Below are 23,579 nucleotides of genomic sequence, written 5' to 3' on the forward strand. Positions count from 1 at the left end.
CTCTCTAGTCGTCCTTTTCCATCTTTTTCAATGCTTTAATTGCTTTTTCTGCTTCGACACGATCATCAAAAGGAAATGTTTGATGACCGATTATTTGATATGTTTCATGCCCTTTTCCTGCGATTAAAACAACATCTCCTCGACGTGCTTTTCCAATCGCTTCTTTTATTGCTTCTTTTCGGTTGACTAGGACGGTATAATTCGTTTCTCCGCGCACACCGGTAACCATATCTTGTAAAATTTTTTCCGGATCTTCTGTCCGCGGGTTATCTGAAGTAAAAATTGCATAGTTACTGTACTTTGTGGCGATACTTGCCATCTCCGGACGTTTCGTCTTATCTCTGTCGCCCCCACAACCGACGACTGTATAAATATTTCCTTCCGTCATCATTTGGATGGTAGAAAGAACGTTTTCTAAACTGTCCGGTGTATGGGCATAGTCTACAATGACGGCAAATGATTGACCGACATCCACCGGTTGAAAACGGCCGTCTACACTTTCCGCTTGTTCTAAGGCAGAAACAATATTAGTCAGTGAAACTCCCTCCACCAAACCGACAGAAGCTGCAGCAAGAGCGTTATAGACATTAAATTTTCCCGCTAGCGGATAGTGCACTTGTTTTTCTCCCCATGGGGTCACAAGTTGGAAATTTGATCCAAACGGGGTCATCTCGAGCTGTCTCGCTTCGATATCGTTTCCTCTTTCTATTCCATATGTAAGTATTTGATGTGCACTCATTTTTTCAAAGTATGAAGAAGTTGGATCGTCTCCATTTAATATGACCATTTTTCTCTCATCATACGTGTTACCAAGCTGTGCAAAAAGTAATCCTTTTGCTTGCGTGTATGCTTCCATTGTTTCATGATAATCTAAATGATCCTTTGAAAGGTTTGTAAATACTGCTGTATCAAAAGAAACCCCTCGTACTCTTCCAAGATCCAACGCGTGAGACGATACTTCCATAATACAGTATTCAATTTCCTTCTTGATCATCTCCGCAAAAGTCTGTTGCAGTAATATTGATTCTGGGGTCGTATTTTTCGTTTCAAATCGATCAGAGCCAATTTTTGTATATAAGGTTCCAATCAATCCTGTTTTTTTATTATTTTGTTGTAATATCGATTCTATTAAATGACTTGTCGTCGTTTTTCCATTCGTTCCTGTAATCCCGATCACGCGAAGTTTTTCACTCGGATGGTGATAAAAATAAGCAGATAAAATCGCCATGGCTCGTTTTACATCCCGTACAAGTACAACTGGGATGTCGACATCCACCATGCGTTCCGCTACTATTGCTACCGCGCCATGTTGTTCCGCTTCTTTTGCAAAATCATGGCCATCTACACGATAGCCTTTTACGCAAAAAAAGAGGCTTCCTTCCGTCACTTCCCTAGAATCCATCACAAGGGAAGTGACGGTTGGATTATGTGGTTTCGTTACAGTTTTCACGAGTAATTGTTCTGTTAATTCGTGTAAAGTCACCATATGTTTACTCTCCTAAAATCAACAATTGATATGAATGATATCCGACATATATTGTAATTGGTTGTATCTCATTTGTCACGAAGATAAAGTCTGATCGTGCCACCTTCTTTTATTTTTTCTCCTGGCTGAGGAGATTGCATTACAATTCTATCTCCATTTCCCACCGTTTCCACATGAAGCGGATAATAAGCTTCATGCACTTCTTTTAAAGTTAAAGAAATGAGGTCTGGTACTTCAATATACGTTTGGTCATTCCAATCCATTTCTTTTTCCAAACCATCAGTACGTTTTTTTACTCCCATCGCTTTTAAACTATCTTCAATAATCGTACCGACAATTGGAGCTGCAACGACGCCACCAAACTGAACGGTATCTTTCGGATTGTCCACTGCTACATAGACCACTATTTGAGGATCATCGGCGGGAGCAAAACCGATAAATGAGACGATATGATTGTTTTCTAAATATCTTCCTCCTTTTGCTTTTTGTGCCGTTCCTGTTTTTCCTCCCACCCGATAACCATCAACATATGCCCCTTTTCCTGTTCCTTTAGCAACTACATGTTCTAGTGCATTCCGTACTTTTTCAGATGTTTCTTGTGAAATCACCCGTTCTTTTTTAACTGGCGGATACGTTTCTTTCACTTGTCCTGTTTCCGAATCAATCCATTCTTTTGCAATTCGTGGTTGATACAAATAGCCTCCATTAATGGCCGCAGACACTGCTGTCACTTGTTGGAGCGGTGTCACTGAAACACCTTGACCAAAAGACGTCGTCGCAAGTTCTAACGGTCCGATATTTTCCGGTTGAAATAATATCCCTGTGCCTTCTCCTTGTAAATCAATGCCCGTTTTTTTCCCGAAGCCAAAGGCGTCAATGTATTGAAATAAAGTATCCTTTCCAAGTCGTTCTCCTAGTTCGACAAAGCCTGGGTTACAAGAATTTTGAACGACTTCTAAAAAAGTTTGCTGTCCGTGACCTCCTTTTTTCCAGCAACGGAGTCGACTCCCACCGACCTCCACATGGCCGTGATCATGGAATGTATCATGTTCCAAATCTACTTTTCCTTCTTCCAAAGCCGCTGCTAACGTAATGATTTTAAACGTAGACCCCGGCTCGTACGTGGACCAAATCGGTTTGTTTTGATTATATACTTCCGGCGGCGTCTCCAAATATTCTTCCGGATGAAAATCCGGTCTACTACTCATCCCTAAAATGTCCCCGTTATTTGGATCGATCGCAATGGCAAGGGCTCCATCCGGATTGTAGGTAGCTTCTGCAATGTCTAGTTCTCTTTCTATGATCGTTTGGACGCGGTCATCAATCGTGAGCTTTAAATGGTCCCCTTTTTTTGGTTCCGTATATTGATCTGCAAGACCTGGCATTTGTTTTCCTTTTGCATCCGCATAATAAGAAACGGCCCCACGCTCTCCTTGTAACTGTTCATCATAATATGCTTCAATGCCGGTTAATCCTTGGTTATCAATCCCTACAAATCCTAAGACGTGAGACAAATATTTTCCTTTTGGATAGTGGCGCTTATTATCTTCCGCAATATACACACCGGATAATTCTAGATCGTGTACTTCTCGTGCTTTTTCTTTGCTTATTTTGCGACCTTCGGGGTTTAAACGAACAATTCTTTCGTTTTTCGTCACCCAATCGTAGGCTTTATCTTCACTCACAAAAAGAACTTCCGCTAATTTTTTTGCCGTTTCTTCTCGGTTCTCTACTTGTTTCGGAACAACAAATACCGATGGAGCACTAATATTTGTCGCAAGTAATTCTCCATGACGGTCTAAAATATTTCCTCGTTCTGCTTCAAATGGAACCGTTTGACTCCAGGAGTCCTCGGCAAGATTTGTAAGCCAATCTCCCATTACAAACTGCACGTAGCCAAGGCGAACTAGTAGAATAATAATGGACACGAGACCAATGAGAAGTATGATAAAGAGGCGTTTCCGCACGACGACGGCAGTTGCACGCATACAAACACCACCATAAGGTTGATAATAAAGTTCTATATACCTTATGCAAGTGTGTACAAACTCAGAACATTGTGCCGTAAACGTCGATACAAACAAAGTGCTTGAATCACGCTAATTCGTTTCTTTTTTCTCTTCCTCATTTTCATCCTCATCGTTTTCCGCCTCTTCGCGAAGTTTCTCTGGTTCTTGTAATTCTACGGTAATAAAATCATTCTCTTGCACAATGCTTCCTGGCTCAATATTTTGATCTGTTACGTAGCCTGATCCTAAATGATCTACGCGAACGTTTAGTAGATCACCAAGACGTTTCACGTCCCGTAACGACCATCCTGTCATATTCGGCATTGTTCGCTCACCGTTTGTTAACAAAAATACCTTTTCTCCAAAAACGAGCGGTGCACCTGCTTCAGGGAACTGAGCGACGATTTTATTTCCATTTCCTATAATTATCGGTTTTAATCCGACTTCTTGTAAGGAGGTGGATACTTCTTGCGTTTCACGCTGCACATAATGGTCGATGTTCATCCCGCTATCTTCATAAATTTGTCCACCTTCTTCTTCAGAAAGGGATAAATTCATGTAAGATAGACTTTGTTTCATCACTGGATTAAATATTTTGGAAACAGGGGCAGATCCCGTTTCATCCGCAGGTAATTGTGGTCGATCCACTGCGACATAGACGATAATTTTCGGGTCATCTACCGGTGCCATCCCTAAAAAAGAGAAAATATTTTGGTTCCGCCCTGACAAATAACCTCGCCCATTCGGGTTACTAATTTGCGCTGTTCCTGTTTTTCCAGCTACATCCAATCCTTCAATGTAATAAGACTTCCCTGTACCATGTTCTCCAATAATGACTTGTTCTAATTTTTCCCGTACAATCTTTGCCGTTTCTTCACTGATCGGACTTCCTGCTACTTCCGGTTCAGCTACGTATTGATATTCACTCGTATTCGGATTATACATTTTATCAATCACGTATGGTTTCATCATTTTGCCGTCATTTGCGATGGCTGTAGCTGCTTGTACTAGTTGAATCGGAGTAAAAACACTTCCTTGTCCATAAGACGTGACAGCCGCATTAATGTTTTTCATATCCAGGATGGTACTCGTTGCTTCATGGGGCAAATCAATGCCCGTTTTCTCATGAAACTGAAAAGCTTTTAAATAATCATAGAATCGCTCTGGGGTAAGCTTTTCTAATGCTAACTTTGCAAAAGCAACGTTGGAGGAGCGCTGTAATCCTTCATCATACGTAATCGTTCCCCACCCGACACCGTTATTATGGTCTCCTATCGTCGTATTTCCTATCGTATACGTTCCTGATTGAAAGGTTTCATTTCCGTTATATACACCTTCTTCAATGGCGGCAGCAAGGGTAAACATTTTCATGGTTGAACCGGGTTCAATGCGGTCGGAGATTGCATAATTAGTATAATTTGTAATTGTTTCATATTCATTCGGGTTAAAGCTCGGGCGATTTGCCATTCCTAGAATTTCGCCCGTTTCTGCATTGGCAACAATGGCGGTAATTTTTTTTGGTTGATATTCTTTGTCCACTTCCGTCATCGCTTGTTCTAAAACAGTTTGTATGTTTGTATCTATTGTAAGATACACATCATTTCCATTTTCCGGCTCCGTAAAAATTTCATCTTTCTTCCATAAAGGAATACCGCGTGCATTCCGTTTGTAAGAAAGCGAACCGTGTTTCGGAGAAAGAGCTTCGTTTAATCCTGCTTCTAAACCGATGTGCGCCTCGCTCATATCTTTTGAAGTATAACCTAACACGTGAGAAGCAAATACTTGTTTCGGATAGTAACGTAGCGGTTCGGTGCGAAAATAAATTCCCGGTAATTCCAAGGCTTCAATCTCTTCTTTTTCCGATAACGTTAAAAACTTTGATCCCGGTCCTAATTCCACTTGAAATCGATCTCGACTTAACAATTCCACTAATTTTTCTTCTTCCATGTCAATATATGGAGCAAGAAGTTCTGCTGTCTTTTCCACATCCTCCACATGTCCCTCAAATTCTTTATCCAATACAGCATAAGCAGTATATGATGTGATTTCTTCCGCAAGGGTACTGCCATCACGATCAAAGATGGTCCCACGTTTTCCTTCCAACGTTTGAGAAGTGGTCCAGCGACTTTCCCCCATCGCTTCTAAGTCATGTCCTTTCACTTCTTTTCCTACTTGTATGTAAACGATTCTTCCGCTAAACAAGAGAAAAATGAAGAAAATGGTTGTTAATAGTAGCAGTGCGCGCTTCATGATTATTTTTCGTTGTTGTTTCAATCGGAATCCCACCTTGTTCGGCTTTTGTGCTCAAACAAGACAAAGCCTGTCCATTAGAAAAACTCGGCATCTTCCCGAGTCTTATAATGATGCCGTATGTTTTTCTTAACCTGCTTACCATCTCACAGTAAAAAAAGAACAGTCTGAAAGTGACATCCCCTTTCGACCGCCCTTTTTGTCACTTATTCCTGTACGTTTTCCTTTGGTGCTTTTTCTTGAATGATCCGTACTTGCTCATCATTCAGTGACATTCCCAACTCTTCTTTTGCATAATACATGATTCTTTCCGGAGCACTTAATTCCGCAACTTTCATTTGTAAGTTCTCATTGATCTGTTGTTGCTCCGCAATATGTTGTTCTAACTGAACTATTTCTTGTTCTTTCGCATAAATGTTAGCATAATTCGTTACGACAAAAATACATAGAACAATGGTTGCAATGAACATGAGGGCCATGAGACATTTTTCTCCCCGAGTAATTCGTGCTCTTCGGATACGCCGCTGTATTTTTTTCGTTTTGACATCAGGGGATTGTTCTACCATGAGAGAACGAGCTCTGTTAGCCATGTCATTCCTCCTATCTTTTTTCCGCAATGCGAAGTTTAGCTGAATGGGCCCGATGATTTCTCTTTAATTCTTCTTCTGAGGCGGTAATTGGTTTTTTTGTGATCAGTTTTAAGATAGGCTCCGCTCCTTCTGGAATGACCGGGAGACCTTTTGGTAAAGTCGGATTGGAACTCTTTTTTTTAAACAATCGTTTACAAATACGATCTTCCAAAGAATGAAACGTAATCACCGCAATTCGGCCTTTTTTATTTAACAAATGAATTGCGTCAGTAAGGGCTGTCTCTAATACTTTTAATTCATCGTTGACTGCAATTCGAATTGCTTGAAACGTTCGCTTTGCCGGATGGCCACCTTTTCTTCGCGCAGGAGCTGGTATTGCTTCTTTCACTATTTCCGTTAACTCTAAAGTTGTTTCTATCGGTTTCTTTTTACGTTTAGCTTCAATCCGTCTTGCAATTTGTTTCGCAAACTTTTCCTCACCGTATCGAGAAAGAATGAAGTGAAGGTCTTCATAACTCCATTCATTCACAACCTCTCTTGCTGTTAGTGATTGCTTGCGGTTCATACGCATATCAAGGGGAGCATCGAATCGATAACTAAAACCTCGAGATGACGAATCAAATTGAGGGGAAGAAACTCCAAGGTCAAATAAAATACCATCAACCCCGTTCACACCCCGAACACGCAATTCTTCTTTGATATGTATAAAGTTTGAGTGGATGACGGTAAATTGTCCTTCAAATGGAGACAACCGTTGTTGTGCTGCTTTGATAGCGATATCATCTTGATCAAAGGCATAAACATGACCAGAACCCGCCAATTTCGTTAATATTTCTTCCGTGTGTCCACCGCCACCAAGCGTACAATCCACATATATGCCATCTCGCTTAATGTTTAACCCTTCCATCGTTTCTTGTAACAGCACAGACTCATGTTGAAAAGACGACAACCTTTCTTCCCCTTTCTGTCACAAACATTACCAATCAATATCCATCATATTTTCCGCAATGTCAGAAAATGAACTTTCGGATTCATTGAAATAGTCTTCCCACAATGGTTTGCTCCATACTTCCACCCGTGTCGAAACACCAATAATGACACATTCTTTTTCCAACTTGGCGTACGCTCGTAAATTGGCAGGAATTCTCACTCTACCTTGTTTATCCAATTCACATTCCGATGCGCCAGAAAAGAAAAAACGCGTAAATGCTCTTGTATCTTTTTTCGTGAAAGGAAGTGATTTTAATTTTTGCTCAAGACGTTCCCACTCCGAAAATGGATAAATGAACAAGCAACCGTCCATTCCCCGGGTCACGACAAAAGTAGAACCGAGTTCTTTTCGGAAACGGGAGGGGATAATCATCCGACCTTTATCGTCTATGTTGTGTTGATACTCCCCCATGAACATAAAAATACATCTCCCTCCACTTCTTAATATAAAGTTACCACATCCCCCCACTTTGCACCACTTTTTTTATCATTTTTTTCCCGACAAAAAAAGCTCCCTGTTTCATAGGGAGCTAACAAAAAATAAGGTCTTTCTTCACCATTCATTGGGTATTTTTACAAAAAAATGACAGTATGTTCCGACTTATGAGGAAATGAAAGGGTTTGAAGACCCGAAATAAAATCCAAACCATATTCATTGACAAAATAAAACACATTCAAAATTCGTTCTTGAGGCTTATTTAATGGATGTAAAAACATGCGACATTGCTGTATCCTCTCAAATCGTCGTGATTCACGCATTTCTTGCGCTTTATTTATTTTTTTTGCAAAAAAATATACTTCTTTTTCAATTCGTTTCCAATTCTTTTCCCCGACACTTTTTTCTGATGGGGCGATTTGTTCCCACGATTGTTTCATTTCGTCATGATAAGGAGCCATCACATGGAGTAAATTTTCGGCAAGATGAAAACCGTCGATTTGAACCATTTCTTTACGAATCGTTTCTTCATAGCTAAAACCACCTGTTTCAATCCACTCTTTTAAAGACAACTGTTCCTTTCGAAGAGTGGATTGAATCTGTCTAGGAACAATCGTCCATTCATAGCGAGGCTGTACGGGCGGAACTTTCATATGAAAGATATGAAACAGTGGTCGCAGAAGAGACCAATAGTTTATTTCCCCAGGCCCCGCGATAAATGAAAGTACTGGGAGGAGCGCTTCTTGTACGAGCGGACGTGTCATCACATTGGTGCTAAACCGCTCGGGCTCCTTTTGATGAAGAGTTAATAACTCGTCTGTTGTGAAGGTGAGATTGTTCCGTTTATTTATAAAACGTCTTTCTTCATTTTGGTATAAAAGCTCCCGTCCATGTTTATCATGATAAAACAAGTGAGCACTATCAAAAGAAATCCCAGCCGGAATCGAATAATGGCGCTTTCGTCTTTCCACGCCTGCTCGCACCGCTTCTGTCACTCGTTCATTTTGTGCGATAAGCTTTTGAAATATATCTTTTTCCAATTGTCGTAGCTCGAGATGATTGCTATCAAGAAGAACCAAACCACTGTCTCGAAACAACCAGCTCATCAACTCTCCAAAAAACTCTGTCACCGTCTTCGCTCGCTCAATACAGCTGGCAATCATCTTTTGGATCGCTTTTGAAAAGGCCGTTTCCGGGATCGATTCCATGAACTGATGGAACCATAGATGAAATTTTTCTTGATCAAGCGGTTGCAAAGAGATGGGTTGCCCCGGATAATAGAAGCCCTCATAAGTATGTTTCTCTATTTTGTTTTGCACAGGATAATAGATATGATTCACTTCTTCCCAGTCATGGTCTTCTCCTGCAATCCAAAAAATGGGCACGACTGGAATGCCGTGCGTTTCTTCTAATCGTTCTGCTTCCTTTACAATGGTCAAACCTTTTGAAATCGTATACATCGGTCCGGTAAGAAGTCCTGCTTGCTGACCACCTACTACGACGACCGCATCAGAATGCTTAAGTTTTTCCACTTGTTTTAAGGAATTATCACTATAAAGAAACTGCTTATTGTATGTATACAAGTGATGATATAACGCCTCTCTATCAAACGAATCTTTTTTATTTCTTAATTCTTGCAAACGTTTTTTTTCTTCCGTCGCTGATAGACCGTAGTCAAATAAAGAAGTTGCTCGTTTATCGCCCATGATGTAATCAGTGACAAACGAATCATGGTGGAGCAAAAATCGTTCCGTTACTTCCATGAAAGATCCTGCCTTTCTACGTTTTTCAACTCTATCTCACACATTATCATAAACGAGAAGTAATACGCAAAAAGGAAGGACTACGTAACGAAGGTGGAGAGTAAAAAGAGAACAATTCCACAAACAGAAAGGATGACGTAGCCTATTCCAAATAGAATAAAATTGAATCGCCAAATTCCCCGTAAAAGACGAAAAAACTCCACATCATGTTTGTTTTTGTAATGAATAATTGTACATCCGACGCCAGCAAGTAAAATAATAACTAATAAGACCCAAAACAACGATTCGCCCCAAATGGCAATGATAAGAAAATGAACCGCTGCAATAAATAGGATCGTAGACACGTCAGCGGCAAGACGTATGGCTTTTCCTTTACGTTTCGTCCATTTTACCGTCACGATATAAACAAGGTACCACGCTAAAATAGGTACAGTAATTATCGTAGCTACGACACCTGCCAAAATGTCACCCAAATTCCTACCTCTCCTTTCCTCATCTTTCTTTTTAGATTAATCAAGAAATGAAAACCATGCAAGTTCGTTTTTAAAGAAGATTGGCTTCCATCCGCTCTGGGTGGACGCTTTCACCCATTTGTGTACAAGGGCTAAAAACAAGACCTTCATTTTATGTAATGGAAACAAAAGAAGCGGCACCGCAATAAGAGATTGCAGTTATCCGCTTTCTTCCATTCTTGCTTGCTTCTCTTGTAAATAAGGTAACGAGTGTTCCGTCAATGCTCGCGCTTTATCCATGACATCAATTAACTTTTTGTAATCTTCTTTTAGTCGTTCATAGTCCCTTTTCATTGTTTCTAGTTCGCCTTCTAACGATTGAACTTCTTTTTCAAGCGTATTCTTTTCTTGCACGAGAACCGTGACAGAATTATCATTTTTTTCGTTCAACTCTTGCGATAGCTCTTGTAAAAAAGCGATCGTTTTTTCTATTCCATCCACCCACTTTTCGTCTTCTTTCTCTCTATGATCGGTAGGAACATTTGCTTCTATTGGATTTTCATCTTTCTTTTGTCTTTGTTGTTTTGCCAGTTCCAGTGCCGCTTCATAGTTAGAACGAAGACAAGCATTCCAGCGAAAACCACAAGCAGCTGCAGTGCGTGACAATTTTTCACTCGCTTCCTCAAATGCCTTTAACTGCGTACTTCCTTCGCGAACATGTCTTAAAACAATTTCTGCAAGCAATAAATCATCTTCTTCTGACCATGCATCTTGGCGTGATAATCCACCCATTGACACCCCTCCGTTCTCGATTTAGACGTTTCTATAACATATGTGAGAATATGAAAAATAGAATCGTCTCTATCAAAAGATTATCGCCGAAGTGGAAGAAAATTATTCGGTATTTTCTTAAAAAGAAGGGGTGATCGTGATGAAATTGCTAGTCATCATTTCTTTTTATTGCGAAATGCTTCTACCGCTTGGTGATGCTCATCTGACTCCCATAGAATCGAGCATTCCGTGACTTCCTGATGGACCCGGCTTTTCAGTCGTGTCAAGTCTATCGCATCCAACTTTCTTTTCTTATAGGCCCGTAGTACAGCGGAAGAAACTTGTTTCCATGACGAAAAATAGTTTTCCAATTCTTCTCGATTCGCCTTTCCATCTAGTACGTGTTGTACGTAGCCAATTTCATGGGCTTCTGTTGCAGTATACATCTTCGTCGTCGTGAGCATGTGAAAAGCTGTTTCTGTTGGTAATTTTTCGAACAAATACGTAGCTCCTCCCCACCCCGTTGTAATGGCCAATTTACCTTGCACAAATCCGATGTTGGCATGGTTGGCAGCTACACGATAATCACAAGCGGTTGCCAATTCTGCGCCACCGCCCACTGCGGTCCCGTTTATCAGCGCAATGGTTGGAATTTCTAATGTGAAAATTTTGTATAGCACTTTACTCATTTTCGAAAGCATCTCATAAGCATCTTCTTTCGTTCGTAACGCGTGAAACACTGACAAATCTCCACCGGAACAAAAAGCTTCCTCCCCTTTTCCGGTAATAACAAGAACCCGATCTTTTTGACTGTTTTCCACATCATCTAATAAATCATCCAACAGTTCAATCGTCTCGTGATCGATGGCATTACGCTTGTCTGGTCGCTCAATCGTAATATATGTAAATAAATCCGTTCTTTCAAATGATACTTTCATCTCTTGTAGCAAAGGTTATAAAACCTTCACTTCCTCCTTTCATGGCTCTCTAGAAAAAGACAAATGCAAAAAAAGAGCTGTCAAACACCTTGTCACAACCTCGGTGAACAGCTCTTTCCTCCGGCTTATTAGCCATTTTCTACAACGGTCTCTCCTTTATAAGAACCGCAGTTTTTACAAACTCGGTGAGAACGTTTCATTTCCCCGCAGTCCGGGCATCTCGTTAGCCCTTTAATAACTAATTTATCATGCGCCCGACGTTGGTCTCTACGAGCTTTCGATGTACGTCTTTTTGGTACTGCCATGATCCCCACCTCCTTCAGGAAAAATTCATTCAAGTTTCATTAGATTTATCAAAGAATTTGGCTAATTCAGCCATTCTTGGATCCAAAGTATCTTTTTCTTCCTCTTCATGATGAACGACTTTCCAGCCATTTCCTTCTTGTGGAGCAATTGGATCTTTTCCTTCCACGTTTTCAGCAAATATTTGCATCGGAATCTCCAACAAGATGTTTTCTTTCACGTATGGAATAAGATCAACATACCCTTGGTCCAATTCATGCATATGAATATCCGCTTCATCCGCCGGCAATCCATCCAATCGGAAACGTTCGACCGTTTCGATATCGAATGGAAAACGAACATCCAGTAAGGTGCGAGAACAAGGTAACGTCATCTCTCCAGTAATACGAAGATGAAAAGTAACCACTTCTTTCTCTTGAAATGTCGCTTCTCCAGTAACATGGGCAGGAGAAATATCTCGTATATTGGAATCACGCTGTTTCAAATCCGTTACTTGAACATCTTTATCAATCTGGAGTCCTGTTTGACGTTTGGCCAGTAGCTGTTGAACACTCCATCTCATCGATATCACCTCTGGACAACAAGAGTAATTATATCTTTCACAAAACTGTTTGTCAATGCATTTTCTTTACATTATACTTATGAAACAGATGTTACATTCATCATACCACGAATAAAAAATAAGATACAGTCACCGGGGGGACAATGGATGAAAGCAGTTGGATTAATCGTAGAGTACAACCCGTTTCATAACGGCCATTTGTATCATCTGGAAACTTCGAAAAAGAAAACGGCAGCGGACGTCGTCGTTTGCGTCATGAGCGGTTATTTTTTACAACGGGGGGAACCGGCACTTCTACCAAGAAAAGAGCGAACGTTAATGGCATTAAAAGGTGGAGCAGATCTTGTTATTGAACTTCCTTATATCTTTTCCAGTCAACATGCCAATTGGTTTGCACGCGGGGCTGTTAGTGCTCTTCATCATCTCGGGGTGGATGTGCTTTGTTTCGGAAGCGAACACGGAAATGTTTCCTCTTTTCAAGAACTCGTTCAATTTTTAACGGAAAATGATGACGTTTACCAACAAGCGGTGCAAACGTATATAAAAAAAGGGTACAGTTATCCAAAAGCAACAGCAATGGCCTTTCAAAAACTAGAGTCTACTTCTTCTTTACCCGACTTAAGTAAACCGAATAACATCTTAGGCTTTCATTATCTAAAAGCAATCGAAGAGTTAAACAGCTCCATCAAAGCGGAAACAATTCCAAGAAAACAAGCCGATTTTCACGATGAAACAATTACGACAAAGACCGTTGCCAGTGCAACAAGCATCCGGCGTGCTTTGCTAACTAATCCGTCAACGAAAAACATTGAACATACCATTCCCGCATCAACCAAACAGCAATTGGTATCCTTTATGCAAAGGGAAGAAGGATTTTATGAGTGGGAACGATACTTTCCTTTTTTGCAAGGTAAAATTCTCACTACCCCTCTCAAATACTTATCGTCGATATATGAAGCAGAAGAAGGATTAGAACGACGTTTTTACAATGCCATCAAAAAGTGTTCTTCCTTTCGTTCCTTTATGGAAGAAGTGAAAACGAAACGATATACGTGGACTCGCTTACAACGATTCGCGGTTCAAATTTTAACCGGTACAACGAAAGAGGAAACAAAGGAAGCGTTGTCATGCGGAGGGGTCGATCATCTGCGCGTATTAGGGATGAACAAAAAAGGACAAGCATACTTAAGTCAAATAAAAAAACATGTTGATATTCCAATTTACACCAACATGCCTAGGGAAAAAACCCCTCAACAACAGTTAAATGAAAGAGCAGCCCTTACCTATTATCTCCCCCTTTCTCCAGAAAAAAGACAAAAAAAATGGAAGGAAGATTACGCTCTTCCCCCAATGATTTTGAAAGAGTAAATGGAGGTTACTTACTTCCTGTTTTTTTAGGATATGTTTTTAAATAGTGAAGCGCTTCGTTAAAATGGGTCACAGGAACAATTTCCATATCCGTTTCAATAGCTTCGGCCGTTTTTACTGCTTGTTCGTAATTCGATGGTGAAAATTCATCATCAGGTGCAAAGAAAACATCCATCTGTGCTTGATCGGCAGCAATCACTTTCTGCTCCACCCCACCAATCCGGCCAACATTTCCTTCTTCATCAATACTGCCTGTTCCTGCAATTTTTAAGCCATGTGTCCAGTCAGTTGCCGTTAACTGATTATAAATTTCTAGAGAAAACATGAGTCCTGCGGAAGGACCGCCGATGGACCCCGCTTCAATCGTCACGTCCGGATTAAATGTAACGTCTCTTTCGGTCACCGGAAAAGAGATTCCAAGACCGGTTCTTCCGGTGTCATCAATATCTTCTGGGAAAACATCAATCATTACACGCTCTTTCACCATTTCTCCGTTTCTTTCCAATAAAATGGTTACTTCCTCTCCTCTTTCTTTCTTCTCAAGTTGTTCATTCATTTCTTCCACGGTTTTCACTTCTTTTCCATCGACTTGTTGAATTAAATCTCCTTCTTGTAAGTGATTGGCAGCATCCATCCCTTCTATTACTTGTGTTACACGTATTCCTCGGTAATCGACGTGATACTCTTTTTTTGCTGCTTCATAAGCAACTATTTTTGCTGCTTCTTGCGCACTTTTCATCAAGAGTGTTTGCCGATGAAAATATTGTTCATCCGTTTCATTTTCCCTTAAATAATGTTCGCGTGGAATAAGTTCTCGATAAGGAGAAAATTGCGCCCACAAGTAGAGAGGGATATTGGCTCTTCGTTGTCGAATCGTCGTTAAATAAAACTCTCCTTCTTCTTCATATCCTTCCTCCACGGTAATCATCTCTTTCAGTGAGGACGCTTCTCCTGGTTGGGAATAATAGTAAGGTAATGGGATTTGTTGAACGAGGATAAGTAAGATGACAAATAAATAGATGAACCACCGTTTACGTTTGTTCATTGTTTTTTTCGTTTGATTCTCGGTCATTGTTGTTCTCCTTCCATTGAGCAATCTTCCTCTTTAATTCATTAAGTTGACGATTCATTGCTGTGCGTCCATAGGTGATGTATTCCTCTGCACGTTTAAAATCAATTAGATGACGTCCGGTCACTTTTGGGCGAATAAATACATCTGCTTCTTTTTCTACCATACGAATAAATTCTTTTCCCATGACATCCATGCTTTGTAAAATGACATCGTACACGTAGCGAATATTCGGCGTGTGATTGTAAAACGATACGTCCACCGCAATGGTGATGTCCGCCCCCATTTCTTTTACTGTTCGAATTGGCAAGCGATCAGCCACTCCCCCGTCCACAAAAAGTCGTCCTTTATAAGAATACGGAACAAACACACCTGGAATGGAAATGCTTGCCCGTACTGTATCTGCAACCGGACCCTGTCGAAATACTACCGCTTCACCAGAATACAAATCTGTCGCTACCACCCCAACCGGTATGTTTAACTCTTCCAAATGTTTATGTTGAGAAAGCATGCGAATGACATGCTTGATTCGTTCCCCTTGAATGAACCCCTGCTTAGGCAGCGTAAAGTCAAGGTAAAACGTCTGATTAAATAAGCGAGTAAAAGTTTCTAATGTGGAAGGAGAGTGTCCCACTCCATACAAAGCGGCAATTAAGGCACCTATACTGCTGCCGGCAATCATATCGATCGGTATCTGATTTTTTTCTAATTCACGTAGCACGCCAATGTGCGCAAAACCTTTGACCCCTCCTGCACCAAGGGCTAATCCGATGAGCGGTCGACTTTTTTCCACGAAACGTACCCCCCCTTAAAAGAAAAGAGAATGTGGTCTAAAATATGTCCTCTTTCTCATAAACATGTACATGAGACAACCATGTGCAAACGTGCAGGAAGTTTTTTCGTTTTAAGGAGGCCAATACATGTTACGGAATCAAAGTGTCGGAGGGATGAGCGCTTTTCTCATTGTATGTTTTACCATCCTACTTATTTTATATCCAAAAGATGTGTTAGAAGCATCTCAAAATGGATTAAAAGTGTGGAGTGAATCTGTTCTTCCGGCTCTTTTACCTTTTTTCATTACGGCAGAGTTACTGATTGCTTTTGGAGTCGTAAGTTTCGTTGGCGTTTTGTTAGAACCATTCATGCGTCCTTTATTCAATGTTCCCGGACAAGGTGGATTCGTTTGGGCGATGGGACTTGCTTCTGGCTTTCCGGCCGGAGCAAAATTAACCGTAGAGCTACGAAAAAAGAAACAGCTCACAAAAGAAGAAGCAGAGCGATTAATTTGTTTTACGAATTCATCCAGCCCTTTATTTATTTTCGGTGCAGTGGCGGTTGGTTTTTTTCACGATGCAACACTCGGTTTACTTCTTGCTGCTTCTCATTATAGCGCCAATACATGTGTCGGGATTTTTATGCGATTTTACAAACGATCTGCTCCACCTTCTCAAGCAGCTTCCTCAAAAACAAATTTGAAAATGGCTTTTCATGCTTTGTTGGAAGAACAACAACGAAACAAAAAACCGTTTGGACAAATCTTAGGAGATGCCGTCGTTTCATCGATTCATACTCTTTTTATGATTGGTGGTTTCATCGTTTTATTTTCTGTGTTATATCGAATCTTACTCGTTACCGGAGCTATTCATTTTTTCTCCCTCATCCCATCTTTTTTTCTTTCTCTTTTTTCGTTGGCTGAAGTGTTAGCATTTCCATGGTTATCTGGATTTTTTGAAATCACGATCGGAAGTAAATTGATTAGTGATTTAACCGACGTTCCCTTAATCGAAAAAGTTGTCATCACCAGTTTTGTTCTCGGTTTTAGTGGTTTTTCCGTGCAAGCGCAAGTTGCCAGTTTGTTAGCAAATACCAATATTCGTTTCCTTCCTTATTTTATCGCTCGCTGGATTCACGGGATACTTGCGGCCGTGTTTTCTTTATTATTTTGGGACGTTTTATACGTAAGAAGATGGGATCATCCAGTGATCACCACTCCGGAGGGAGAAGATGTGTTGACGCTCATTTGGATGAAAACGATCGAATGGTTTTCTCAGCATGGAGTGAAGGTGACAATATTATCATTATTTTTATACATTTTTCTGCTACACAGACATAGAAGCCCCAGTAAGTGAAAACTATCACTCACTGGGGAAGCTGAAATGATTCCACTATGAAACTAACTTTGTCGGTATTTCTCTTTTAACGCACGTTGGACAATTGGTGGCACGAGGTCTTCCACATTCGCATCATATTTCGCAACCTCTTTTACAATGCTGGAACTTAAATATGAATATTGATTGTTTGTCATCATAAAAAATGTTTCAACTTGTGGATATAGTTTTCGGTTGATTGAAGCTGCTTGCATTTCATATTCAAAGTCTGATACAGCGCGTAATCCTCGAACAATGGTTGTAGCGTCTTTCTCTTGTACATAGTCAACTAAAAGACCATTAAAAGAGTCGACCTCTACGTTCGCAATATTTCTGACAGAATCAGCGATCATTTCCATCCTTTCTTCTACGGTAAACAGCGGTACTTTATTTCGATTATGTAAGACCGCGACAATCACTTTATCAAAAACACGCGCGCTACGTTCGATAATATCCATATGGCCATATGTAATCGGATCAAAACTACCAGGATATACCGCAACCGCTCCCATATGATCCCCCTCCTTTACAATTCGTTCACAAATAATGACACGCTTGTATCTCCATATTCGTAGGTCTGTTGACAATGTAACGATGAGATGTATCGTGGCGCTTGATACGTCGAGCGGTGTTCACAATAGATGAGTCCGTCCTTTTTTAATAATTGGTGTTGCGCTAATTTTTTTAAAACTTGTTCAAAATTTGAATCATTATAAGGTGGATCCATACAGATAAGATCAAATGACTGTTTTTGCCGAAAAAGCCGTAAAATTGCTCGCTCTACATCCATCTGATACACTTCACATACCGAAAGTGCCTCTAACGTTTTCAAGTTACTGCGAATGGCATGACATGCACTTCGATTTTTATCTACAAAAATAAACGACGAAAATCCTCTACTTAAAGCCTCAATACCTAAATTCCCAGAACCAGCGTATAAGTCTAAACCGCTCCCCCCATCAAAATAAGGACCTATCCGATGGAACATGGCTTCTTTCACTTTATCGGAAGTTGGACGTGTTTTCATTCCGGATGGGGCTTTTAAGAGACGACCTTTCCATTTTCCTGAAATTACGCGCACACAAACCTCCACCTTTACTCTTCGTCAACATGATCGCTTTTTATCCTATCACAAAATAATTCTCCGGCAAAGGAAAGATTTTCACCACTTTTTTTGTAATGAAGTATAAAAGTTGATAAATTGTCCATAATGACTACCAGCAGCATGTAATCCATGTTGCTGTAACCGCGGAGAAGGCTTACGTTTCCCCATAAGTTCTTCCTCCGGTTTCTCCTCTCCCATCGCCCGAAAAATATACGGGCAAGGCTGTTTCTCGTATTGAGAAACAGCCTTATTTTTTACGTGCTTCTGTTTTTCATGCGGGGAACGATGTTTTTTTTCATCACAACTAGGCCGATGATGAGTAGGAAGGAAGAAAATAGAAATAAGCTTCTAATTCCTAATTGAGCTGCTATCATACCTGCAGTCATGGGCCCAAGCATGTTCCCGAGAAATAGAAAACTATTGGAAAATCCGTACGTTCTACTTTCCATCCCTTCCGGCGCCAAACGACGAATTAACGCATTTGCAGCTGGGAGAAGACCACCAAGACATAACCCTATCATAAAACGCATCGTAATTAACTGCCATAATTCTGTGACAAACGCTTGCGGAATGGAAAATAGGACAGCCCCGATAAGCGCAGCCAACAATACATATTGGGCTCCTTTTTTATCACTTAATTTTCCTAATTGAGGAGAAGCAAGCATGTTAGCAAATCCCATCGCAGACACCGCTAGTCCTGCATAAAAAGCACTGTTTACACCAGCACTTAATTCATCCACAAAAAGTGAAATCATCGGGTTAATTCCGACCAATGCAAATTGAATTAAAAATACAACGAGAAAAATCGACGGTATCGGTCGAACGGATACGATTTTTTTGAAATCTTGTTTCGTGCTCGTTTTCTCTTCATTTTTTGGAGCTTGAAAGGATTCCTTCACAAGAAAATAAACCGCAATGGTCGCAATACCAATGAAAATACCGGTTAAATTAAAAATAGCCCGAAAGCCAAAAACATTCGCCAAAAGTCCACCAAATAACGGGCCGCAAATACTTCCAGAAACCGAACCTGCTTGTAAAATGCCTAACGCATAACCGACATGTTTTTTTGGAGTATTTGTCGATACGAGGGTAATGGCCGCTGGATTAAATCCTGAAATCACACCATTTAATAACCGAAAGAAAAAAAGACTCCACGGCCCCGTGGCAAATCCCATCAATACCATGACAATCGACATACCAACGCCAGATCGTAACACCATGAGTTTTCTTCCGTATCGATCGGCCAACTTCCCCCATAAAGGAGAGACGAGAAAAGCACTAAAAAAGTTGATACCAAAAATAAGACCTGACCAGATGCTTACCTGCTCAGGGTCAGTGACTCCTAATTGTTGTAAATATAATGGCAAAAAAGGAATAATCATGGTCATACCTGCCATGACAATGAATACAGATACCGTTAAGATATAAAGATTTTTCTTCCATTCTTCCATGCGCGCATACTCCTTTTGCGTCCATCCTATTATACCGTTCTATACGAGCAAACTCAAAATATGCGCACACTTATATGCCAATATTGTAATCAAATCTCTCGCGCGGATGGAGCGGCTTTTTAAATTCAGTTTTCACTTCCGGCTTTTTGGAAAGCTCTACTTTTTCTATAAAAGGAAGAAGACGAAGTTGTTTGACCGTTTTCTCCGCATCATCTTGATTACAGTAAAGAATGACATAGTTGAACCGCTTCGATACGTGATGAATGACTCCGTACTTGCGCAATTGTCGAATTTGTTTTTTGGACCGAACCCACACGGCAATTCCCACCCGCTTCGTAATCATCATACACACTCCTTGTCTCCGTTCCTCGCGGGAAAACGTGTCGTTTTCTTTTAAGTGTAGCATTCACCCCTTCTATTGACAAATGGATTTTCGTTAGTTTGCTTGACAACGTCCTCTCCTTTCTCGGATACTAGTAGACGAGAATAAAAGGGAACAACCGTTGTTCTCATAAAGGGAATGAAACGGAACTCTTCCGTCCTTTACGGGGACTGAAGAGTTTTTTGTTACATCTTTGTATCATAAACAAATTTATATGTCTAAACTTAGGTGATCATAGTGAAAAAAGAACGAATCGTTGTTAAAATAGGTAGTAGCTCTCTTACTCGTCCGGATGGTAGTTTAAGTCGCTCGCAACTGAATCATTATGTGAAAGAAATTGCTTCCTTGCGCGCTCTTGGGCATGAAGTGATTCTTATTTCCTCAGGTGCCGTGGCAGCTGGATTTGGAGGACTAAAATATCCTTCCCGTCCCGTCACTCTTCCAGGAAAGCAAGCGGCTGCTGCAGTTGGTCAAGGACTACTCATGCAAGCTTATACAGAAGCTTTTGACGAGTACGATATCGAAACCGGACAAATTTTGCTTACAAGAAGTAACTTTTCTAACAAGGAACAGTACCAAAATGCTTACGCGACGCTCACGGAACTGTTACGTCGAGGCGTGTTGCCTATTATTAATGAAAATGATTCTATCGCCGTTGACGAATTAACCTTTGGAGACAATGATATGTTATCTGCTCTCGTTGGTGGTCTCGTTCATGCGGACTGTCTCCTCATTGTTACAGACATTAACGGAATTTATGACGCCAATCCAAAAGAATCCGAAAATGCAAAAAAATATCATTTTATTACTGAAATTACGGAAGAGCTTTACAAAGAAGCGGGAGACGCCGGGAGTAATGTTGGCACTGGAGGCATGCGCTCAAAGTTAGAAGCAGCAGAAACAGCCTTGAACTTAGGGTTACGGGTATTTATTGGAGTTGCTGATCAAGAAGGTTCTTTTATGGACATTATGGAAGGAAAAGGGGACGGCACTTATATCGGTTTTTCAGGACAATTCATCTTAACAAATAAAAAACAGTGGCTCCTTCTTCATTCCTTACCAGCTGGAGAAGTGTACATTGATGATGGGGCGAAAAAAGCACTTTTACACAAAGGAAAAAGTTTGCTTCCGGTTGGTGTCATCAAAGTGACTGGTTATTTTGAACGTGGTGCCGTCGTAGAGGTAAAGGACGAAAAAGGAAATTTATTAGGAAAAGGACAAGTGAACATGTCCTTTGAAGAATTAGAAGCCATTAAAGGAAAATCAACACAAGAAGCAAGCGAACAAATTGACATGAAACGACCAGAAGTGATTCATCGCGACGATTGGGTCGATATTACAAAGGAGAGATTTAAATATGAGCATTATGACGGAACAAGGTAAAAAAGCAAAACGTGGGAAAGAGGTTGTTTCTCAACTTCCCACCGAAAAGAAAAATCAATTACTGCAAAGGATGAGTGAGCAGCTGTTACTAGATAAAGAATCAATTTTAGCTGAAAACAAAAAAGATTTGGAAGCAGGTGAAAAAAACGGCCTATCCACTGCTTTGTTAGATCGGCTCCGGTTATCAGAAGAACGATTGCAAGGGATGGCAGATGGCTTTAAGCAAGTGGCGCAACTGGACGATCCAATTGGCGAAATACTGGATCGTTGGACAAGACCAAACGGCCTTCAAATAGAACAAGTGCGAGTTCCAATTGGAGTATTGGGGATTATTTACGAAGCGAGACCGAATGTTACCGCGGATGCGGTCGCTCTTTGTTTGAAAACGGGAAACGCCGCTTTTTTACGAGGAAGTTCTTCCGCTTACCATTCTAACCGTGCCATTATCGCTTCTATTTATCGAGCAATGGAAATGGAAGGCGTAACAACAGATGCCGTTCAACTCGCTGAAGATCTGTCCCGAGAAGCAGCCGCGGAAATGTTTACGATGAACGACTATATCGACGTTCTCATCCCGCGCGGTGGCGCAGATCTTATTCAAACTGTCGTCAAACAATCAACCATTCCCGTACTAGAAACCGGGGTGGGAAATTGTCACGTTTATATTGATGCGTCCGCATCAAAAGAAATGGGGATCTCCATTGCCGTGAATGCAAAAACAAACCGTCCTTCTGTTTGTAATGCAGCTGAAACGATTTTATTGCACGAAAAATGGGCAAAAGATCATGGAAAAGATCTCATTACAGCGCTATTAGAAGAGGACGTAGAAATCCGCGGTGATGAAGCGATTCAAACGTTATCAGAAAAAGTGATCCCAGCAACGGAAGACGATTGGAAAGAAGAATACCTTGATTTAACTGTTGCCATGAAAACGGTCACAGACACAGAAGAAGCCATTACACACATTCGACATTACGGTACCGGCCATTCAGAAGCGATTGTCACTGAAACAGAAAAGCATAAAGACATGTTTATGGCAGAAGTCGATGCAGCAGCGCTCTATCACAATGCTTCCACTCGTTTTACAGATGGAGAGGAGTTTGGTTTTGGCGCGGAGATTGGAATTAGTACACAAAAATTACATGCCCGCGGACCAATGGGACTCCAGGCGTTAACTTCATTTAAATATATCGTATCTGGAGATGGACAAATCAAACGATAAAGGAGAGCGTCTTCATGCTTAAAAATAAAAAAATTGCATTTATTGGTGCCGGATCCATGGCCGAGGCCATCATTGCAGGATTAATTAGAAAAGAAATCATTTTTCCGGAGCAAATCATTGCAACAAACAAGTCGAACAAAGAGAGATTGCAATATTTAGAAAAAACTTACGGAATCGAGACAACATCTTCTCAAGTAGAAGCAGTAGACGTAGCAGATATTGTCATTCTTGCGATGAAACCAAAACATATGGAAGATAGTGCCGTAACCATTCGAAAGCAAATACACGAAGACCAGTTAGTTGTTTCGTTACTTGCAGGCACTTCTTCTTCCTATATTGAATCGTTACTTGAAAAAGAAATAGCTGTTATCCGTACGATGCCAAATACTTCCGCCCATGTGGGAGAGTCAGCTACAGTCATTAGCAAAGGAACATTTGCATCGGAGGAACACGTGAAGATTGCCGCTACCCTTTTTCAGGCCATTGGAACGGTCACCGTTTTAGCAGAAACAGACATGGATGTAGTTACTGGTATCTCCGGAAGTGGCCCTGCCTACTTCTACTACTTTACGGAAGCAATGGAAGAGGTTGCGCAAGAAGCCGGTCTTTCTCCACAAGATGCAAAGGAACTTATCTGTCAAACGATTCTCGGAGTTGCGAAAAGATTAATACAGACAGACAAATCACCAAAAGAATTGTATGAAGAAGTGATGAGTCCCGGAGGTACGACGGAAGCTGCTTTTCATGTTCTCAAGGAAAATGGCGTAAAAGAATCTTTTAAAGAAGCCATTCAAGCATCTATACATCGTTCCTCGGAATTAGGAAACGATAAAAAATCAGCAACGTTAAAATAATGTGTTGGATCAATAAACAATACGAGTCGAGAATGCACTTCCTTCGAC

Annotated in this window: 23 protein-coding genes; 5 read left to right on the top strand and 18 right to left on the bottom strand. The window is 40.7% G+C overall.

From position 1 onward, the window contains the following. Positions 1-4: 4 nt before the first annotated feature. The 12 genes from GJS40_RS13580 to GJS40_RS13635 all read right to left on the bottom strand — a co-directional run bounded on the left by GJS40_RS13580 (position 5) and on the right by GJS40_RS13635 (position 12,550). Positions 5-1,483 carry a UDP-N-acetylmuramoyl-L-alanyl-D-glutamate--2,6-diaminopimelate ligase gene (locus tag GJS40_RS13580; protein ID WP_377901731.1) on the bottom strand — a complete coding sequence of 493 codons (1,479 nt, stop codon included), beginning with the start codon at positions 1,481-1,483 and terminating at the stop codon, positions 5-7. Positions 1,484-1,554: 71 nt separating this feature from the next. Further along, a complete protein-coding gene (locus tag GJS40_RS13585; RefSeq protein WP_270898394.1) occupies positions 1,555-3,474 on the bottom strand; it encodes a stage V sporulation protein D in 1,920 nt (639 codons plus the stop codon). A gap of 111 nt (positions 3,475-3,585) precedes the next feature. Beyond that, positions 3,586-5,769 carry a penicillin-binding protein gene (locus tag GJS40_RS13590; RefSeq protein WP_270898395.1) on the bottom strand — a complete coding sequence of 728 codons (2,184 nt, stop codon included), beginning with the start codon at positions 5,767-5,769 and terminating at the stop codon, positions 3,586-3,588. 182 nt (positions 5,770-5,951) lie between these two features. Then, entirely contained in the window at positions 5,952-6,335 is a 384-nt protein-coding gene (gene ftsL / locus GJS40_RS13595) for a cell division protein FtsL (protein WP_270898396.1), read from the bottom strand. A gap of 10 nt (positions 6,336-6,345) precedes the next feature. Continuing rightward, a complete protein-coding gene (gene rsmH, locus GJS40_RS13600; protein ID WP_270898397.1) occupies positions 6,346-7,284 on the bottom strand; it encodes a 16S rRNA (cytosine(1402)-N(4))-methyltransferase RsmH in 939 nt (312 codons plus the stop codon). A 27-nt stretch (positions 7,285-7,311) separates the two neighbouring features. After that, positions 7,312-7,743, bottom strand: a complete 432-nt coding sequence (mraZ, locus tag GJS40_RS13605; protein ID WP_270898398.1) for a division/cell wall cluster transcriptional repressor MraZ — start codon at positions 7,741-7,743, stop codon at positions 7,312-7,314. A gap of 155 nt (positions 7,744-7,898) precedes the next feature. Continuing rightward, complete coding sequence (bshC, locus tag GJS40_RS13610) at positions 7,899-9,524, bottom strand: bacillithiol biosynthesis cysteine-adding enzyme BshC (protein WP_270898399.1); 1,626 nt, start codon at positions 9,522-9,524, stop codon at positions 7,899-7,901. 80 nt (positions 9,525-9,604) lie between these two features. Continuing rightward, positions 9,605-9,997, bottom strand: coding sequence for a DUF3397 domain-containing protein (locus tag GJS40_RS13615; protein ID WP_270898400.1), 393 nt, complete (start codon positions 9,995-9,997; stop codon positions 9,605-9,607). A 198-nt stretch (positions 9,998-10,195) separates the two neighbouring features. After that, complete coding sequence (locus GJS40_RS13620) at positions 10,196-10,768, bottom strand: RsfA family transcriptional regulator (RefSeq protein ID WP_270898401.1); 573 nt, start codon at positions 10,766-10,768, stop codon at positions 10,196-10,198. 155 nt (positions 10,769-10,923) lie between these two features. Then, positions 10,924-11,697 carry an enoyl-CoA hydratase/isomerase family protein gene (locus GJS40_RS13625; RefSeq protein ID WP_270898402.1) on the bottom strand — a complete coding sequence of 258 codons (774 nt, stop codon included), beginning with the start codon at positions 11,695-11,697 and terminating at the stop codon, positions 10,924-10,926. A 116-nt stretch (positions 11,698-11,813) separates the two neighbouring features. Beyond that, positions 11,814-11,990: a 50S ribosomal protein L32 gene (gene rpmF, locus GJS40_RS13630; protein WP_270898403.1), complete on the bottom strand. Its 177-nt coding sequence runs from the start codon at positions 11,988-11,990 to the stop codon at positions 11,814-11,816. Between the two features lie 29 nt (positions 11,991-12,019). Next, complete coding sequence (locus GJS40_RS13635; protein WP_270898404.1) at positions 12,020-12,550, bottom strand: YceD family protein; 531 nt, start codon at positions 12,548-12,550, stop codon at positions 12,020-12,022. Between the two features lie 147 nt (positions 12,551-12,697). Here GJS40_RS13635 and GJS40_RS13640 point away from each other — a divergent pair, with 147 nt between their 5' ends. Beyond that, positions 12,698-13,918: a nucleotidyltransferase gene (locus GJS40_RS13640; protein WP_270898405.1), complete on the top strand. Its 1,221-nt coding sequence runs from the start codon at positions 12,698-12,700 to the stop codon at positions 13,916-13,918. Between the two features lie 7 nt (positions 13,919-13,925). Here the strand turns inward: GJS40_RS13640 and GJS40_RS13645 are convergent, their stop codons facing one another. After that, on the bottom strand, positions 13,926-14,990 hold the full coding sequence (locus GJS40_RS13645; RefSeq protein ID WP_270898406.1) for a SepM family pheromone-processing serine protease: 1,065 nt from the start codon (positions 14,988-14,990) through the stop codon (positions 13,926-13,928). Next, positions 14,950-15,780 carry a patatin-like phospholipase family protein gene (locus GJS40_RS13650; RefSeq protein ID WP_270898407.1) on the bottom strand — a complete coding sequence of 277 codons (831 nt, stop codon included), beginning with the start codon at positions 15,778-15,780 and terminating at the stop codon, positions 14,950-14,952. Before GJS40_RS13650 ends, GJS40_RS13645 begins: the two co-directional genes overlap by 41 nt. A 127-nt stretch (positions 15,781-15,907) precedes the next feature. Between GJS40_RS13650 and ylbJ the strand changes: the two genes are divergently transcribed. Then, positions 15,908-17,116: a sporulation integral membrane protein YlbJ gene (gene ylbJ, locus GJS40_RS13655; protein ID WP_270898408.1), complete on the top strand. Its 1,209-nt coding sequence runs from the start codon at positions 15,908-15,910 to the stop codon at positions 17,114-17,116. A gap of 44 nt (positions 17,117-17,160) precedes the next feature. Here ylbJ and coaD read toward each other — a convergent pair whose 3' ends face one another. The 4 genes from coaD to GJS40_RS13675 form a co-directional block, all read right to left on the bottom strand. Continuing rightward, on the bottom strand, positions 17,161-17,646 hold the full coding sequence (coaD, locus tag GJS40_RS13660; RefSeq protein WP_270898409.1) for a pantetheine-phosphate adenylyltransferase: 486 nt from the start codon (positions 17,644-17,646) through the stop codon (positions 17,161-17,163). 14 nt (positions 17,647-17,660) lie between these two features. Then, entirely contained in the window at positions 17,661-18,215 is a 555-nt protein-coding gene (gene rsmD, locus GJS40_RS13665; protein WP_270898410.1) for a 16S rRNA (guanine(966)-N(2))-methyltransferase RsmD, read from the bottom strand. A gap of 278 nt (positions 18,216-18,493) precedes the next feature. After that, positions 18,494-19,690: an MFS transporter gene (locus GJS40_RS13670; protein ID WP_270898411.1), complete on the bottom strand. Its 1,197-nt coding sequence runs from the start codon at positions 19,688-19,690 to the stop codon at positions 18,494-18,496. Between the two features lie 70 nt (positions 19,691-19,760). Further along, positions 19,761-20,033: a YlbG family protein gene (locus tag GJS40_RS13675; RefSeq protein WP_270898412.1), complete on the bottom strand. Its 273-nt coding sequence runs from the start codon at positions 20,031-20,033 to the stop codon at positions 19,761-19,763. Between the two features lie 276 nt (positions 20,034-20,309). On the opposite strand from GJS40_RS13675, the gene proB reads away from it, so the two are divergent. From proB to proC, 3 genes are read left to right on the top strand one after another with little or no spacing between them, the layout of a single operon-like run. Beyond that, positions 20,310-21,455, top strand: coding sequence for a glutamate 5-kinase (proB, locus tag GJS40_RS13680; RefSeq protein WP_270898413.1), 1,146 nt, complete (start codon positions 20,310-20,312; stop codon positions 21,453-21,455). Next, positions 21,430-22,677 carry a glutamate-5-semialdehyde dehydrogenase gene (locus GJS40_RS13685; RefSeq protein WP_270898414.1) on the top strand — a complete coding sequence of 416 codons (1,248 nt, stop codon included), beginning with the start codon at positions 21,430-21,432 and terminating at the stop codon, positions 22,675-22,677. Before proB ends, GJS40_RS13685 begins: the two co-directional genes overlap by 26 nt. Positions 22,678-22,691: 14 nt before the next feature. After that, on the top strand, positions 22,692-23,531 hold the full coding sequence (gene proC, locus GJS40_RS13690; RefSeq protein ID WP_270898415.1) for a pyrroline-5-carboxylate reductase: 840 nt from the start codon (positions 22,692-22,694) through the stop codon (positions 23,529-23,531). Positions 23,532-23,579: the final 48 nt, after the last annotated feature.

This window comes from Aliibacillus thermotolerans (assembly GCF_027853235.1).
Lineage (GTDB): Bacteria > Bacillota > Bacilli > Bacillales > Marinococcaceae > Aliibacillus > Aliibacillus thermotolerans.

Excerpts from the sequence above, each read along its gene's own strand:
- GJS40_RS13585 (WP_270898394.1), bottom strand. The coding sequence starts at position 3,474 with ATGCGTGCAACTGCCGTCGTCGTGCGGAAACGCCTCTTTATCATACTT.
- ftsL (WP_270898396.1), bottom strand. The coding sequence starts at position 6,335 with ATGGCTAACAGAGCTCGTTCTCTCATGGTAGAACAATCCCCTGATGTC.
- mraZ (WP_270898398.1), bottom strand. The coding sequence starts at position 7,743 with ATGTTCATGGGGGAGTATCAACACAACATAGACGATAAAGGTCGGATG.
- bshC (WP_270898399.1), bottom strand. The coding sequence starts at position 9,524 with ATGGAAGTAACGGAACGATTTTTGCTCCACCATGATTCGTTTGTCACT.
- GJS40_RS13620 (WP_270898401.1), bottom strand. The coding sequence starts at position 10,768 with ATGGGTGGATTATCACGCCAAGATGCATGGTCAGAAGAAGATGATTTA.
- rpmF (WP_270898403.1), bottom strand. The coding sequence starts at position 11,990 with ATGGCAGTACCAAAAAGACGTACATCGAAAGCTCGTAGAGACCAACGT.
- GJS40_RS13635 (WP_270898404.1), bottom strand. The coding sequence starts at position 12,550 with ATGAGATGGAGTGTTCAACAGCTACTGGCCAAACGTCAAACAGGACTC.
- GJS40_RS13640 (WP_270898405.1), top strand. The coding sequence starts at position 12,698 with ATGAAAGCAGTTGGATTAATCGTAGAGTACAACCCGTTTCATAACGGC.
- GJS40_RS13645 (WP_270898406.1), bottom strand. The coding sequence starts at position 14,990 with ATGACCGAGAATCAAACGAAAAAAACAATGAACAAACGTAAACGGTGG.
- ylbJ (WP_270898408.1), top strand. The coding sequence starts at position 15,908 with ATGTTACGGAATCAAAGTGTCGGAGGGATGAGCGCTTTTCTCATTGTA.
- coaD (WP_270898409.1), bottom strand. The coding sequence starts at position 17,646 with ATGGGAGCGGTTGCGGTATATCCTGGTAGTTTTGATCCGATTACATAT.
- GJS40_RS13670 (WP_270898411.1), bottom strand. The coding sequence starts at position 19,690 with ATGGAAGAATGGAAGAAAAATCTTTATATCTTAACGGTATCTGTATTC.
- GJS40_RS13675 (WP_270898412.1), bottom strand. The coding sequence starts at position 20,033 with ATGATTACGAAGCGGGTGGGAATTGCCGTGTGGGTTCGGTCCAAAAAA.
- GJS40_RS13685 (WP_270898414.1), top strand. The coding sequence starts at position 21,430 with ATGAGCATTATGACGGAACAAGGTAAAAAAGCAAAACGTGGGAAAGAG.
- proC (WP_270898415.1), top strand. The coding sequence starts at position 22,692 with ATGCTTAAAAATAAAAAAATTGCATTTATTGGTGCCGGATCCATGGCC.